Source organism: Flavobacterium sp. Root186, assembly GCF_001428525.1.
GTDB lineage: Bacteria > Bacteroidota > Bacteroidia > Flavobacteriales > Flavobacteriaceae > Flavobacterium.
This window is the reverse complement of record NZ_LMHW01000010.1, coordinates 808,845-824,121: the sequence shown is the minus strand read 5'-3', so window position 1 is coordinate 824,121 and position 15,277 is coordinate 808,845. Positions and strand designations below refer to the sequence as shown.

The 15,277-nt window shown below is 34.6% G+C and carries 11 protein-coding genes and 5 pseudogenes; 3 read left to right on the top strand and 13 right to left on the bottom strand.

Features of this window, described 5'->3' with window-relative positions:
* Positions 1 to 44: 44 nt before the first annotated feature.
* The 9 genes and pseudogenes from ASD98_RS24330 to ASD98_RS07440 form a co-directional block, all read right to left on the bottom strand.
* Positions 45 to 269: pseudogene (locus ASD98_RS24330) on the bottom strand (glucosamine-6-phosphate deaminase); the annotation flags it as partial.
* Between the two features lies 1 nt (position 270).
* A pseudogene (locus ASD98_RS24325) lies at positions 271 to 794 on the bottom strand (glucosamine-6-phosphate deaminase); the annotation flags it as partial.
* 1 nt (position 795) lies between these two features.
* A pseudogene (locus ASD98_RS24320) lies at positions 796 to 1,352 on the bottom strand (PIG-L family deacetylase); the annotation flags it as partial.
* Between the two features lies 1 nt (position 1,353).
* A pseudogene (locus tag ASD98_RS24315) lies at positions 1,354 to 1,617 on the bottom strand (glucosamine-6-phosphate deaminase); the annotation flags it as partial.
* 1 nt (position 1,618) lies between these two features.
* Positions 1,619 to 2,373: pseudogene (gene nagB / locus ASD98_RS07460) on the bottom strand (glucosamine-6-phosphate deaminase); the annotation flags it as partial.
* 396 nt (positions 2,374 to 2,769) lie between these two features.
* Positions 2,770 to 4,143 (bottom strand): sugar MFS transporter, encoded by a 1,374-nt coding sequence (locus tag ASD98_RS07455; protein ID WP_056202201.1) that lies wholly within the window; start codon positions 4,141 to 4,143, stop codon positions 2,770 to 2,772.
* A gap of 34 nt (positions 4,144 to 4,177) precedes the next feature.
* A complete protein-coding gene (locus ASD98_RS07450; RefSeq protein WP_056202197.1) occupies positions 4,178 to 5,104 on the bottom strand; it encodes an NAD-dependent epimerase/dehydratase family protein in 927 nt (308 codons plus the stop codon).
* A 5-nt stretch (positions 5,105 to 5,109) separates the two neighbouring features.
* On the bottom strand, positions 5,110 to 6,213 hold the full coding sequence (locus ASD98_RS07445; RefSeq protein WP_056202194.1) for a phosphotransferase enzyme family protein: 1,104 nt from the start codon (positions 6,211 to 6,213) through the stop codon (positions 5,110 to 5,112).
* 1 nt (position 6,214) lies between these two features.
* Positions 6,215 to 7,123 carry a sugar phosphate nucleotidyltransferase gene (locus ASD98_RS07440; RefSeq protein WP_056202191.1) on the bottom strand — a complete coding sequence of 303 codons (909 nt, stop codon included), beginning with the start codon at positions 7,121 to 7,123 and terminating at the stop codon, positions 6,215 to 6,217.
* Between the two features lie 320 nt (positions 7,124 to 7,443).
* Between ASD98_RS07440 and ASD98_RS07435 the strand changes: the two genes are divergently transcribed.
* On the top strand, positions 7,444 to 8,484 hold the full coding sequence (locus tag ASD98_RS07435; RefSeq protein WP_056202188.1) for a substrate-binding domain-containing protein: 1,041 nt from the start codon (positions 7,444 to 7,446) through the stop codon (positions 8,482 to 8,484).
* Here the strand turns inward: ASD98_RS07435 and ASD98_RS07430 are convergent, their stop codons facing one another.
* The 4 genes from ASD98_RS07430 to ASD98_RS07415 form a co-directional block, all read right to left on the bottom strand.
* Positions 8,485 to 9,120 (bottom strand): carbohydrate-binding family 9-like protein, encoded by a 636-nt coding sequence (locus tag ASD98_RS07430; protein ID WP_056202186.1) that lies wholly within the window; start codon positions 9,118 to 9,120, stop codon positions 8,485 to 8,487. It abuts the gene before it with no gap.
* A 72-nt stretch (positions 9,121 to 9,192) separates the two neighbouring features.
* Positions 9,193 to 11,058, bottom strand: coding sequence for a T9SS type A sorting domain-containing protein (locus ASD98_RS07425; RefSeq protein WP_056202183.1), 1,866 nt, complete (start codon positions 11,056 to 11,058; stop codon positions 9,193 to 9,195).
* Between the two features lie 406 nt (positions 11,059 to 11,464).
* Complete coding sequence (locus ASD98_RS07420; RefSeq protein ID WP_056202181.1) at positions 11,465 to 12,655, bottom strand: MFS transporter; 1,191 nt, start codon at positions 12,653 to 12,655, stop codon at positions 11,465 to 11,467.
* Between the two features lie 65 nt (positions 12,656 to 12,720).
* The gene (locus tag ASD98_RS07415) at positions 12,721 to 13,302 is read right to left on the bottom strand and encodes a TetR/AcrR family transcriptional regulator (protein ID WP_056202176.1); all 582 of its coding nucleotides are present in this window, start codon (positions 13,300 to 13,302) and stop codon (positions 12,721 to 12,723) included.
* A gap of 193 nt (positions 13,303 to 13,495) precedes the next feature.
* Here ASD98_RS07415 and ASD98_RS07410 point away from each other — a divergent pair, with 193 nt between their 5' ends.
* Positions 13,496 to 14,374: an AraC family transcriptional regulator gene (locus ASD98_RS07410; protein WP_056202174.1), complete on the top strand. Its 879-nt coding sequence runs from the start codon at positions 13,496 to 13,498 to the stop codon at positions 14,372 to 14,374.
* A 72-nt stretch (positions 14,375 to 14,446) separates the two neighbouring features.
* Positions 14,447 to 15,277 (top strand): SDR family oxidoreductase, encoded by an 831-nt coding sequence (locus ASD98_RS07405; protein WP_056202171.1) that lies wholly within the window; start codon positions 14,447 to 14,449, stop codon positions 15,275 to 15,277.

Below are 15,277 nucleotides of genomic sequence, written 5' to 3'. Positions count from 1 at the left end.
TTAATTAAATGAACTTATATAACTTATATGGTTTGAAACCTACCTTAGTAGTGCCATCTCACGAAAGCCTCCATCGCTGCGTAGCTTGAAAGTCCCATTTGTTGGTAGACTTGTGCGGTTTCTCTGTTTCTGTCTTCGGCTCTCTGCCAAAACTCTCTGGCGTCTGTTCCCTGAAAAACAACTCCATCTTTTTGAGACTGGTGTTTGAAGATTCCGTGACGTTTTGCCAAAACCTGATCAGGGCTCATCGGAACTGCCATTTCAACTTCNTCTCTGGCGTCTGTTCCCTGAAAAACAACTCCATCTTTTTGAGACTGGTGTTTGAAGATTCCGTGACGTTTTGCCAAAACCTGATCAGGGCTCATCGGAACTGCCATTTCAACTTCRTCAATTCCCCATTCCTGCCARGCKCCKCKGTATAACCACAGCCAGCAGTCGTTCATAAACGGTTTTGGTTTTAAAGCTTTTACAGCTTCAAAAATAGCATCCAGACAAACTTTATGKGTTCCGTGCGGATCTGCTAAATCTCCTGCGGCATAGATTTGATGCGGTTTGATTTTCTCAATTAAATCCATTGTTAACTGAATATCCTCTTGTCCGATTGGYTTCTTTTCGATCGTTCCGGTTTCATAAAACGGAAGCTCCATAAAATGAATCTGATCATCRGTYAAWCCAACAAAATGACTTGTGGCTCTCGCCTCTCCTTTTCTGATTAATCCTTTGATGTATCTCACTTCCGGAATATCAATTTCGCTGTTCTTTTTATTTTCTAAAAACGTTTGTGCTTTTTTATANTCGCCTCTCCTTTTCTGATTAATCCTTTGATGTATCTCACTTCCGGAATATCAATTTCGCTGTTCTTTTTATTTTCTAAAAACGTTTGTGCTTTTTTATAGATGTTGTCTGCTTCTTCGCTTTTAATGTTGAATTTTTCATTATAATCAATCACAAATCTTGCAAAACGTAACGCTTCATCATCCGCAACAGCGATATTTCCTGAAGTCTGGTACGCCACATACACTTCATGTCCCTGTTCCTGAAGACGCATGAAAGTTCCTCCCATACTGATAATATCATCATCGGGATGCGGACTGAAAATCAATACACGTTTTTTAGCCGGTTCTGCTCTTTCAGGACGGTTGGTATCTTCGGCATTCGGTTTTCCGCCAGGCCAGCCCGTAATAGTATTTTGAAGCTTATTGAATATTTTAATATTGATGTCGTATGCCGGTCCGGAATCTGCCAGTAAATCGCTCATTCCGTTTTCGATATAATCGGCATCGGTCAGCATTAAAATTGGCTTTTTAAGATCAAGCGCCAGTCCTAAAACTGCTTTTCTTGTCAATTTATCTNCTCATTCCGTTTTCGATATAATCGGCATCGGTCAGCATTAAAATTGGCTTTTTAAGATCAAGCGCCAGTCCTAAAACTGCTTTTCTTGTCAATTTATCTGTCCAGATAATTTTCTCTACCAGCCACGGTTTATTGATTCTGGTTAATTTTGAAGAAGCTTCCTTATCTAAAATAAAAACAGCATCATCATGTTCCTGTAAAAAAGAAGCCGGAACTCTGTTTGTAACATCTGGAGTAGCAAAAAATCCTATTACAGACTGGGCTNTTATTGATTCTGGTTAATTTTGAAGAAGCTTCCTTATCTAAAATAAAAACAGCATCATCATGTTCCTGTAAAAAAGAAGCCGGAACTCTGTTTGTAACCTCGTCTTCAACTGATCTTTTTACGATGTTTGCTTTTCCTTCTCCCCAAGCCAGTAAAATAACTCTTTTGGCTTCCATGATTTTCTTCACTCCAAGTGTGATTGCTGTTCTCGGCGTATTGTTTAATCCGAAGAAATCTTTACTTGCGGCTACTCTTGTAATATGATCTAAAGCAACTAATCTCGTTTTTGAATTTTGAAGCGAACCCGATTCGTTAAAACCAATATGTCCGTTTCCTCCAATTCCCAGAATCTGCAGATCGATTCCGCCTAAAGCTTCGATTTTTGCTTCGTATTCGTGGCAGTAATCCGCAATTTGTTCTTTGGTTAAAAGTCCGTCAGGAACGTGGGCGTTTTCAGGTAAAATATCAATGTGGTCAAACAAAAGTTCTTTCATAAAACGAACATAGCTGTTGATTGAGTTGGGTTCCATCGGATAATATTCATCCAGATTAAAACTGATTACGTTTTTAAAGCTCAGGCCTTCTTCTTTATGAAGCCTTACCAATTCAGCGTAAAGCCCTTTTGGAGAAGAACCTGTTGCCAGACCTAAAATACAAGGTTTGTTTTCTTTTTGTTTCGACTGGATTAAAGCTGCAATTTCCTGTGCAACAGCTTTTGAAGCTTCTCCTGAATTTTCAAAAACAACGGTGTTGATGTTTTCGAAGCGCTTTTCAAAACCGGTTGCTTTGTCTATTTTACTTTTTAACATTGTGGATATTTTTAATATGTTTTTGATTTAATTTTTTGGATGCTTTTTTGGTTAAAAAAAGCATGAGTTAAGCTGGAACACTTCAAATTTGGATATTTGAGTGCTTGATTTTTATGTTGGATGAATGTTTGTGTTCTGTGAAGTTACTCCTCAATCTTGTCATCCTGACGGAGGAAGGATCTTCGCAAGAAGCTCGACAAAGATTGACGATTTACGATGTGGAGTTTCTTGCGGAGATTCCTCGTTCCTCGGAATGACAAACTTTGAGGTGAAGCTTTATAAAAGTTCTACTTGCTCGTCTTTGTAGAATTTATAGTAAGATTCCTTCGTTCCTCGAAATGACTACCAGCTCCTGTATTTATGCCCTTTGAATGCAAAAAATACAATCATTAAATAGGCCGGTAATAATATTAAATAGGCCAATTGATTTCCGCTTTTTGCTGTTTCAGCAATTCCTTCAGCTGCATTTGAAGTATTAATTGTATCGGCGAGTAAACCATAAAATAATGGAAAAACAGCGCCGCCAATAATTCCCATAATTAATATGGCGCCGCCAATTTTTGTGAATCCGCCCAAATCCTGAAGTGCCATTGGCCAAATCGCCGGCCAGCAAAGTGCATTTGCCAAACCTAACAAAGCAACCAAAACAATTATTACAGGCAATTGTGGAATTCCCGGTAACTGAATCATGATTTTAGGAGAAAGTATTACGATTAAGGCAACCAAAATAAGTCCTAAAAATCCGGACACTTTTAAGGCAAAAACCTGCGAAACATATTTTGGAATCAAAGTAATTCCTAAAATATATCCGACAACCATAAAAGTCATGGTAAACGAAGTTAGTTTTAAGTAAAAAGAACCGCTTTCGCCATAAACTCCCAATTGTTTTCCGAATCCGCCGATGGAATCTCCGGCCAAAACTTCTGCTGCGATGTAAACCATTAATGTAATTACTCCAAAAACTAATTGCGGATGTTTGAATGCTTCTTTTATTTGTTTGAAAATACTTAAATGTTCTACTTGCCCTTCATTGTCTAAATTGATTTCAGGAAGCGGAGAAAATTTCACCAAAACTGCCAAAACCAGCATAATTACCGCCATATAAATGTATGGAGTCTGCAATTGCAGAGCCAATGCATCTAAAGCAGTTTCTTTTTGAACCGAAGTCATAATGGCAATTTTATCTGCAGAATAATCTCCAATATTGGATAAAACTAAAGAAGTCAAAAGTAACGGAGCCAAAAAACCTGCCAGCTTATTTGCAATTCCTAAAACGCTGATTCTCGCTGCGGCACTTTCACGCGGGCCAATTACGACTACATACGGATTTGCTGCTGTCTGCAAAACGGCTAAACCTGTTCCCATTACAAATAATGCTATTAGGAAAAATCCAAAAGTTCTGGAAGCTGCGGCGGGATAAAATAATAATGCTCCAACTGCAATCACACCTAATCCTAATGAAATTCCGTTTTTGTAACCTACTTTTTCTATTAAAAATGAAGATGGAATCGCCATGACAAAATAGGCAATATAAAAAGCAAACGTCACAAAATACGATTGTGATTCGGTTAGTTCACACGCTAATTTAAAAAATGGAATCAGCGGCCCGTTCAACCAGGTTACGAATCCAAAAATAAAAAACAAAGAGGTTAAAATAACCATGGGAATCAAAGTGCTGTTTTGCTCTTTTTTTAATGTAAGATCGATTTGTGACATAATTCTGGTTTTGGTTTAGGTTACTATTTTGAATTTATTTGCTGACTAATTCCTGATGGTAAAAAAGAATGGTTTCTTCTAATGCCTGATCAATTGTATATTCTGGTTTAAAACCCAATTGGTTGAATTTTTCAGGATTGGCTTTTGAATGTTTGATATCGCCGGGTCTTTCGTCTAAAAATTTGATCTGCGATTTAGAATTGGTGATTTTTATAATTTTTTCGGCCAGTTCTAAAACCGATGTACTATGTCCTAAAGCGACATTATACGTTTCATTTCCTTTTTGCGAAGCCAGGATATTAGCTTTTACTACATCTTTTACATAAATAAAATCTCTGGTCTGCGATCCGTCTCCATAAATGGTTATAGGTTCGTTTTGAAGTGCTTTATTGATAAAAATAGGAACTGCCGCCGCATAAGCCGATTCTGGATTCTGGCGCGGCCCAAATACATTGAAATATCTTAAAGAAGCCGTTTGAACCTGATATTGATCTAAATACATTTTTAAATAATATTCACCGTCTAATTTGGTGATTGCATACGGCGTCATGGGTTCCGGAAACATAGTTTCTACTTTTGGCAAAACCGGATTATTGCCATAATTCGCTGCCGATGTTGACAATACGACTTTACAATTTGCATTATTTTTTGCAGCTTCGAGAATATTAATCGTTCCGATTGTGTTGATTTCGATACATTCTTTGATTTTCAAAAGAGATTCGGGAACACTCACTAAAGCTGCTAAATGAAAAACACCGTTTGCTCCGCTTATTACTTCATTGACCAAATTTTCATCACGAATGTCGCCTTTTACAAATTCAACATTTAATCCGTTTAAGTTGTGTTCGAATCCCGTTCTAAGACTATCAAGTATCAAAACCTGGTGTCCTTGATTGGATAAATGTTCGGCAATATGGCTTCCTATAAAACCGGCGCCTCCGGTAATTACATATTTTTTCATCTTTTTTATTTTAATGATCCAATGAAATTCAAATTATAATCTTCCATTTCTCTGAATTGTTCTGAAAGGCTTTCAATTAACTTAAATTGGTTTCTTGAACGATCGAGATTATGTTCCGGATATTCTGTTTTGTAATACACATCATCATTCAGGAAATCCGTTAAAAAACGAAGTGCCATTATAAAAACCATTGTTTTTGCACCAAGCGGAAGATATTTTATTTCAAGTGTTGAAAGCGAGGAATTTGTTTTCTCTAAAAACCCTTTTACATACGCTTTATAAAACTCCAGATTAAAGTTTACCAAATCGAGATTTTGTTCATCTTCGGCTGCTGTATTGCAGATTGTTCTGATCGCATCCCCAAAATCATAATGAATAATTCCGGGCATAACCGTATCAGTATCAATCACACAAAGTCCTTTTTTGTTTTGGTCAAAAAGTGCGTTAGAGATTTTTGTATCGTTGTGCGTAACTCTGAGTTTTATTTTTTTTGTGTCTTTTAGATTTTGAAGAATATGCATTTCTTCTTTTAAATCCTGAACGTTTTGAATTAAGATTTTTGCCTGCTCAATTCTTTGTTCTGAAGCTTCTTTTAAAGCGGTATCAAACTGCGCATAACGAAATGCCATATTATGAAAATTCGGAATTACTTCTGTCAGTTTTCTGGCATCAAAATCACTCGTAAGATTTAAAAATTCACCGAAAAGCTTACCGCCTTCGTACGCAATCTCTTCATTTTTAACGGTTTCAAAAGTCAGACTTCCTTCAATATAAACCATTACATTCCAGAAATTTCCGTCTTTGTCCTGATAATAAAAAATGCCTTTTTTTGTTCCGATAAAAGTTAAAACCCTGCGCTTCAATTCGGCTTCAGATAAATGTTTTAATTTTTTCTGCAAATGTTTGCTTACGCTGACTTTATTGGCAATTAAACCCGGAACATCTTTAAAAACACCTTCGTTAATACGCTGCAAAATAAATTGTTTACCACTTTGAGTCGTTAGTAAATAGGTGTCATTAATATGACCGGAAGACAGTTCTTCGAAGGTTTTAAAAACCTCGATATGGTCAAACTGTTCGAATATAAATTTTAGTTGTTCGGCTGTCATATTACCAAAGATTTGTTGGATAAACTTTTTGCGTTCTTAACTTTTCAATTTCTTTTTTTACTATTTCTTTATCCTCTTTATAAGTCACTCCAAACCATTTTGCATTGGACTGAAGCACTTCGACAGACGCATTATCTGATTTTAAAATCTCATTTACGACAGATGTAATAAAAAATTCGGCTTTTAAATCGTGTTCGTTTTCTTTTAGGAACTGCTCAAAAAGTGCGCCCCCAAACTCAAAACATTTTGGCGTAAAACCCCAAAAATTCATAGAAACGATTGTATTTTCATCAATTGGAATAAATTCTCCGTTATCGTCTTTACGCATCAATTTTCCGTTTATTTTTTCGATGTGCGTACGTTCTGTAACATCTGTCAGATAATTATTTTCATCAACCTGACATTCTCCTCTTGAAACAAAACCATGATCTGAAACGGTATTTTTAAGCAGATACGCCATCATATTAAAATTGTATGATTCTTTATCCATTTCTGTCAGGGCTTTTGCCATGATTTCAAAAGCTTCTTTTCCATAAAAATCATCGGCGTTTATGATGGCAAAATTTTCAGTAACTTCATCTTTTGCCATTAAAAGTGCATGTCCGGTTCCCCACGGTTTTTTTCTTTCCGGATTTAAGTATTGCGGCGGTACATTTTCAATTTCCTGAAAAACATATCCTACTTCTGCTTTTCCTTCCAGTTTTTTATTGAATATTTCTTTACACTCTTCTTCAATGTTTTTACTTATAATAAATACAAATTTTCCAAAACCTGCCTGCAATGCATCATATATCGAAAAATCCATAATTGTATCTCCTTCGGGCGTAAATGTATCTAACTGTTTTAATCCTCCATATCGACTTCCAATACCTGCCGCCAGGATCACGAGAGTAGGTTTACTTTTGCTCATTTAAATAGTATTATTAGTTGGTTATTATTTTTAAAGTTTTTGGTCTTTTTTCAGCTTTTTAAAATGATTTTATAAAAGCGATTATTTTGCAATTTTTAGATATTGAAAATTTCTCTTATAAATCGAAAAATAAATATTAATCTGACAATTATATCGTTAATATGATGCACAATGTGATTAATATTCGGCTAAAGTATATATTAATATTTTATAAAAAAAGAAAATTGTGTTAAAATGTGCTCGAACACAATAAAAATGTTTTCGAACACATGTAATTTAATATTTTCTCATATTTGATTTTTATATATATTTGTTTCTATATGGATAAGATTTATACAATAAAGGATATTGCAGAACTTGCAGGAGTTTCAAAAGGGACTGTTGACCGTGTTTTGCATAAAAGAGGAAAAGTATCTGAAGATGCTTTAAAAAAGGTAAATGAAGTTCTGGACAGAATTGATTATCAGCCTAATTTAATGGCCCGAAGTTTAAAGAAAACGCAGATTTACTCCATTTGTGTCCTGATTCCTGATTCTGCAAACGATCCGTATTGGCAGCCCTGTATTGATGGTATAAACGAAGCCAAAAAAGAGTTTAAATCTTTTAACGTAAAAGTGGAGATTTTCCTGTTTGATCCTACAAGTACTTCTTCATTTGTAGAAACGAATCAAAATGTATTAAATTCGGCTCCAGATGCGGTTCTGCTTGTGCCGTTATTTCATAAAGAAGCTCTTGATGCTATCGAAACCTATAATTCTAAAGGCATTATTTCGAGTATTTTTAATAATCAGCTTAAATCCAGCGCTATAAAAAGTTTTGTTGGACAGGATTTATTTCAAAGCGGAAGAATTGCCGCAAGATTATTAGATTTACTGATTAAGAAAGGTACAATCGCAATTGTTCATATTGATGAAGATTACGAAAACGCCATTCACATGCAGGAAAAAGAGAAAGGTTTTAGGGATTATTTTGAGAATCTTGAAAACGGAAAATTCGAAATAAAAACCTTTAAGGTAAAACATCCGCAGTTTAAAAGTACGCTGAAAGAGTTTCTGGATGCTAATCCGAAAATTGAAGGTCTTTTTGTTACGACTTCAAAAGCGTATCAGGTTGCAAAAATTATTGCAAAAAATCCTGAAAAGAAAATCGCGCTTGTTGGTTATGACTTACTGGAGAATAATCTTGAATATTTGAACAATAAAACCATTGATTTTTTGATTCATCAAAACCCAAAACGTCAGGCTTATTTGGGAACAACAAGTTTAATTGAGCATTTTATTTTTGAAAAAGAAATCAGCCCTGAAAAATTACTTCCAATTGATATTGTAAATACGGAGAACGCTAAGGATTATTTTTTATAATCAAACTAAAGTCAAAGTTCCAAAAGAACTTGCAATATGAAAATTTGGTGTTTCGGTATTTGGATTTACCCACGTAATCCAGGTGGGTTCAAATAATTTATTTTCCTGTTTGATATATTTGGCCCTGAAAATTCCGGCTTCAATAACGTTGTCTTTTATTAAATGAAAGTTTTTCAGCGATTGAATGCTGATGGCAAATTCTACAATAAAATGATCGCTTTTTATACTTGATTTTACCGACAGGTTATTTTCTGGCCAGTTCCAGTCAAAGTCAAATTTCTTTTTAGGAGAAGCCATAAAATCCATGATTCTTGGCGTAGGATCAATTTCTAGGCAATAATAGGGATTCAGAGTTTCGTCAGTCCTGAAAAAAATTTCAACTCTGTCTGATTCTCCAATGCTGTCAATAGAATCGTCTTGTCTGTCAATATGAATATTGTCATCATAAACCTTGTAGCAGAAATAAATATTCTCCATATCCCATAACGATCTGAATTCGATTTTTTCAGGTTCTAAATTACTCCATGGCGAAGTAAAATCGGTTAGAATTTCTGCTTTATTCCAAAAAGGATTATCTCCCAAACCATTTATTTGTAAAATATTTTTCTCGATTCGGTTTACATTGTAATTTTTCATTCTAAAAAGGTACGGAATTTTGAAAAAAATAAAAAGGAGCAAAAGAAAAAATTCTTCTGCTCCTAAATTGTATTATTTTAAGTAAATTTTATTGTGTGTAATTTCGTTATCGGCATTTATTTGAAGAATCACTAATTGCGAATTGATCTTCAAACTTGAAATATTAATTCTTGCTGATTCAACAGAATTGAAATCCTGTTTTAAAAGCTCTCTTCCGTTTAAATCCAATAAAATGATATGGGCTGCGGTAACGCTTTTTCCGAAATTGATATTAATTTCATCTGAAGCCGGATTAGGAAAAACAGAAAAGCTTGGGGCAGTTTGTTCTTCAGCAACTGCTGCAGTTGCTGCTTTTTTAGCGGTCGATCCTGTCTGAAGTTCAGAACATCCGATATCGACACGTCCGTTTCTTTTTCGAATATCATCATCAAAATCTAAAGTTCCGGAATAAGTCGAATTATAAGTTGGATCTCCTTTATCTGTTGCAAAAGCTCCGGAAGCCAGCGTAAAATCAAAAGTTGCTGCATTTACAAATCCTGGTAAACCTACTACAGAATTTACATCTTGTCCGGTTGTTGTGGCAAACTGCGCCGCATTATACGATCCTGTTGTAGAACTTCCGTTAAAACTTGTTCCCGTTAAATCGATTATAAAATCAGTATTTGTTTCTCTGTAATATAAATTATAGTTAGAAACAAAGCTTGAAATCGTATATCCGTAGGAAGCTAAAAATGCTTTTTTACCCGTTGTAGCATACATAATATTGTTCTTGTATGTAATTCCAGAACTGTTTTGAAAATGCACTTCACCTCCGTAAATATCGGCTAATGTAGCAACCGAAGTTCCCTGAATAGTGGTAACCCCGTTAATAGTTGCTCCGGTTCTGTTTTTGTAAAAAGTATTATTAAAGATTTTGGTATTTCCCACACTTGTCGTGTAACCAGAACCGTTAACACCTCCAAAAATTGCTCCGGTTATAACATTATTATAAACCGAATTGTTGTTTACAATATGTCCTGTAGAAAGACCTCCGTTTCCGGTTGAAGTATTTTGTTCTGCGCCTACAGAAAGCCCTACTCCGCATCTGTAAACTTCATTTCTTTGTACCGTACAATTTAAAGCACCATCGACATAAATACCCGCGCTATTGGCAACAGCACTCATACAATTAAAAACTTCGTTTGAAGCAATTACACCATTTCGCGCCTGATTATTGCTTGCTGCTCCGGTTGACAAATAATTTCCTGCAGCTACAATTCCGATATTGGCGATGTCATAAACCGTATTTCCAGAAACCGAAAATCCGTTTACGTTTCCAGTTACGGTTACAGCTTCTCCCCAGCCTGTTGCGCAATTGTTTACTTCGTTATTATCGATTTTTACGTTTGTGATGGCATAAGTTCCGTTTCCACCGTCGACTTTAATCGCATTGGCAACAATACCGCTGTTTACAGGAATTGACGAAAGATTATTGCTGATCCAGCCGATATTTCTAACAATACAGTTTTTAACGGTAATGTTATTTAAATTGGCCGTTGCACCAGAATTAGCTAAAACCCAGATTCCTTTACTTCCGTTTCCTATTTTGTTCGAAATCGTCAAACCATCGATTGTAACATTACTAGTATTTACAATTCCTAAAACATAAGTATCAGAGCTTGTCCATCCCGAAGCGTTTACGACTACAGCAGCAGATCCGCTTTTTTGAATCGTTAAAGGTTTTCCAACATAAATGGGTCCTGTAACAGCGTACGTTCCGGAAAGCACTAAAACGGTTCCTCCAGATGGAGCGGCCTGCACTCCTTTTACAATTGTTTTGTATGGCAGGGCGGCGGTCCCTGTACCAGTCGTGTCGTTTCCTGTTGTAGATACATAGGTTTGCGAAAAACCTTGTACAAAACACATTAAAATAAAAAATGTAATTTTCTTGACTTTCATAATTTTGATATTTTGGGTTAACAACTAAAAAAAATTATAGATAGAATATTGCAATATTTTCTATTTCAAATACGCCTTTTCTGTATTTCAATTTAGAAATAAAAACATCAATTTAATGTTCTATTTTATTCTCTTTGAGTAACATAAAAAAGCTTATTTCTGACTAAAGTAAATATTGTATTGTAATTTGCAAGAAAATAATTAGAAAAAATGTGTTCGAACACAAAATTTTAATATTTTGAAAGTTTTTTATTACATGTTTTTGAATTATTTGACTTAAACTTTAAATGTGTTTGAGCACAAATAAATATTGTACTACAAAAAATTTAATCATTAAATTTTTAAAATAAAAAAAATGCCTTTAAAATCTAAGTTTTAAAGGCATCATTTTATACTATTTAGAAGGTTAGTTTTTCAATCTGTATTTATTGAAAATGATAAAAACTATACCCACAATTGCGATCAAAGAGACGTTTGCCAATCCTAACAAAAATTGACTTTTTACAGCATATATATTCACAAAACTGTAGCTAAAAAGTGCGCTTACCATATAAGCTCCACCACCCGTTAATCCGCTGGCAACTCCTGCATTTTTGGAGAATCGGCTTAAACAATACCCCAAAACGATATTGTATATAAAACCTCCGCAGATATTCAACCCCATTGTAAAAGCAACCAAAGTATAAATATTGCTTTCAAAAGAAGAGGTAAAAATCATCAGTAAGGCCAAAATCAGCTGAATGGTTATCGCAGTTCCCACTTTTTTTGCCAAAGGCTTTTTGATCATAGATTTTGCCGTAATTCCGCCAATCATAACTGACAATCCAGATAATAAAGCGCTGTAACCCGTTGTTATTGCCGAGTATCCAAAAATACGTTCTATTATAAACGGACTGGTTAAATTGAACATGATAACGATCGCAAAAGTGATTCCCAAAATTACGAACCCTAAAGTAAAATCCGTCGATTTCAGCATGTTTGAATAGGTATTGGTAATCGATTTAAATTTAAACGGATGCAGTTCTTTTATACTTTCTCCACTATAGCGAAGTTCCAAAAGCAACATAAGTAATGATAATCCGCCCAGGAAATAAAAATTAGATTTCCAACCGAAACTATGTTCCAGATATCCACCTAAAAATGGGGCCATAATGGGCGCGCTTGCCCAAATGATAGAAAACAAACTAATGTAGCTTTTTAATTTTTCGCCTTTAAATAAATCAACAAAATAAGCACGTTTTGCAATTACGATAAAAGCTATGGCGATTCCCTGAATAATACGCATGGCATATATTACAAAAATATCCGGAACAAGCGCAATAACAAAACTGGTTATTGAAAATACAGCAAGCGATGCAATGCTGATTTTAAAACGTCCAAAACTGTCTAATATACTACCTATAAAAATTTGGCTTATGCCGAGACTAAACATAAAAAATACTAACGTAAGCTGAATGGCCGATGCCGAAACATTTAAATCTTTTGTCATTGCAGGAAGCGAAGGCAGATAAATATCTGTTGCAAACCCTGATAACGGAATTAAGGCCAAAGCCAATATGGTACTGAATCCTTTGTGATCCTCTTTTAAATTTCTCATTCTTATTATTAATTAATTTATTACAAAATAGACCAATCGGTCTAAAATATTTTAAAAAAAATATTTTAGATAACATATCTTTCAAATTCGCTTTTAATGTTTTTTAAAACAATTTTCATTTGGTCATTATTATCAAAAACTTTTCGATATAAAACAGCGCCTTCAATCATGGCAAATGTTTTAATACTAAACTCTTTCGGGTTTATTTCAGGAGAAACTTCTTTGTTGGCAATTCCTAATTCGGCTATATCAAAAAGTCTTTTTTGGGCAGAAATAATAGCTTTTTTTACCTGCTCTTTTATAAACGGATTGGTATCGTCAGCTTCAATTCCAAAATTTAAAATCGGACAGCCGTCAACCATATTGTTTGGGTTATCATAAACATCCAATAATTTAAAAAGTTTCTCTTTGGCTGTTTTTCCCTGAGAAACTGCATTGTCTAATTTAACCGCCATTTGAGATCTCAAATACAAAAACGATTCTTTACAAATTTCTTCTTTGTTTTCGAAGTTTCCGTAAATACCGCCTTTTGCCAGTTTTGTGGCTTCCATAATATCGCTTAGAGAGGTTCCGGCCATTCCTTTTTTATTGATAATCGCAGCCGATTTTTCAATAATAAACTGTTTTGTACGTTCTGCTTTACTCATAATCTTTTTCATTTTGACATTGCAAATTTAGACCGATCGGTCTAAATTTGCAAACTTTTTTTAATTTATTTTTCATAAAACATTAAAAACCAAGTAAAAACAAGGGGTTCTGAATCATAAAAAATTAAAAATCATCGATTTAAAAAATAAATAGTAACTTTTCATGCTTTTTATTCAAACCTCAACCTCAATTATGACAACAGATATTATAGAATTACATGATTGTATTGTTTTAGTAGAGCAATCTAATACGACTAAAACTATAGTGCAGAAATGTGAAATTGACGGAGATGCTGTTGGTTTTGCTTTTTATGGTTCGGGTAATGTTGAGTTAGAAATCAAACATAATAATCAGACCAAATATTTAATGAACACAACGGGTTTGGCGATTTGTTTCTTCGGAAATCAAAAAGTTGAATTCTCGCATAAAATTGAACCCGATAAACCTTTGCAGTCGATTAGTATTTTTACAAAACTCAAAAATCTAAACTCTCTTCCGCAGGCTGAAAGAGAGATTTTCGAAAACTATCTACCCCAATTATTAAACCCGAAAGAGCATTTTGTAAAAGGGCCTTCTTTTTATATGACACTCGAAATGCAATTAGCAGTTCAAAAAATATTTAATACATCATATACCGGAAACACACGTTTTCTATTTTTAAAAAGTCAGATTAATGAACTTTTGGCACATTTTTATGCTCTTTTAGCTTCTGATAAAAAATCAGAATTATCAGAAATAGATAAAAACAAACTTTTTCAGGCTAAGGAAATTGTAACAACGCATTATTCTACGCCGCCTTCGATTACTCAATTGTCTCAAATGGTGGGTTTAAATAGTAATAAATTAAAGAAGAATTTTAAAGAACTTTTCGGGATTCCGGTTTTTAAATACGTTCAGGAAGAACGGTTGAATAAAGCGTATGAATTACTCCGCGAAAGCGAAAAAACAGTTCAGGAATCGGCTTGGGAAGTTGGTTATGAAAGTCTGAGTTCGTTTTCGAATGCTTTTCATAAAAAATTCGGAATGCGGCCAAATGATGTAAAACACCAATTCTTTTCAAACAAATCATAATTCTTTTACGACAAATGATTCTTTTTTAATCTCGACAACTTTGTATCAGTAATCATTTAAAAAGATATTGATATGAAAACCAAAATTTTAGTTCTGGGTTCTACCGGAAAAACAGGAAGCAGAGTTGCAGCAAGATTAGAAAATATTTCTGGAGTTGAACTTCGTTTAGGTTCACGAAATGAGAAAATTCCATTTGATTGGGAAAAACCAGAAACCTGGGAAAATGTTGTAAAAGAAATTGACACAGTTTACATCACTTTTCAACCGGATTTGGCTGTTCCTTTTGCTGCAGATGCGATAGAAAATTTCACTAATCTTGCCACAAAATCAGGTGTACAGAAAATAGTTTTACTTTCTGGAAGAGGCGAAAAGGAAGCGCAGGTCTGCGAAGAAATCGTAAAGAAAAATGCAAAAAACTGGACGATTATCCGTGCCAGCTGGTTCAACCAAAACTTTAGCGAGAGTTTCTTTTTAGATCCAATTCTTTACGGAATTGTGGCTTTGCCAAGAGCTGAAGCACTCGAGCCTTTTACGGATGCTGATGATATTGCTGATGTTGTTACAGCTGCACTTTTAGACGAAAGTCATAACGGAAAAACGTATGAATTAACCGGTCCAAGGTTATTAACTTTTAAGGATGCTGTAAACGAAATTGCCAATGCAAGCAGCAGAAATATTTCTTTTCAGGATTTAAGTTTAGAAGAATATACACAAATGCTGAAAGAATATCAGATTCCTGAAGATCATATCTGGCTGGTAAATTATCTTTTTGAACAGGTTTTAGACGGAAGAAATTCGAGTGTGACTTTTGATATTGAAAAAGTTTTGGGCAGAAAAGCCAAAGATTTTAGCGCTTATGCGGAAGAAACAGCCAAAACCGGAATTTGGAATCCTGAAAATTAA

Bases quoted from the DNA above. Each gene is read 5' to 3' on its own strand.
- ASD98_RS07405 (WP_056202171.1), top strand. From the start codon at position 14,447: ATGAAAACCAAAATTTTAGTTCTGGGTTCTACCGGAAAAACAGGAAGC.
- ASD98_RS07450 (WP_056202197.1), bottom strand. From the start codon at position 5,104: ATGAAAAAATATGTAATTACCGGAGGCGCCGGTTTTATAGGAAGCCAT.
- ASD98_RS07425 (WP_056202183.1), bottom strand. From the start codon at position 11,058: ATGAAAGTCAAGAAAATTACATTTTTTATTTTAATGTGTTTTGTACAA.
- ASD98_RS07410 (WP_056202174.1), top strand. From the start codon at position 13,496: ATGACAACAGATATTATAGAATTACATGATTGTATTGTTTTAGTAGAG.
- ASD98_RS07435 (WP_056202188.1), top strand. From the start codon at position 7,444: ATGGATAAGATTTATACAATAAAGGATATTGCAGAACTTGCAGGAGTT.
- ASD98_RS07440 (WP_056202191.1), bottom strand. From the start codon at position 7,123: ATGAGCAAAAGTAAACCTACTCTCGTGATCCTGGCGGCAGGTATTGGA.
- ASD98_RS07455 (WP_056202201.1), bottom strand. From the start codon at position 4,143: ATGTCACAAATCGATCTTACATTAAAAAAAGAGCAAAACAGCACTTTG.
- ASD98_RS07445 (WP_056202194.1), bottom strand. From the start codon at position 6,213: ATGACAGCCGAACAACTAAAATTTATATTCGAACAGTTTGACCATATC.
- ASD98_RS07420 (WP_056202181.1), bottom strand. From the start codon at position 12,655: ATGAGAAATTTAAAAGAGGATCACAAAGGATTCAGTACCATATTGGCT.
- ASD98_RS07430 (WP_056202186.1), bottom strand. From the start codon at position 9,120: ATGAAAAATTACAATGTAAACCGAATCGAGAAAAATATTTTACAAATA.
- ASD98_RS07415 (WP_056202176.1), bottom strand. From the start codon at position 13,302: ATGAGTAAAGCAGAACGTACAAAACAGTTTATTATTGAAAAATCGGCT.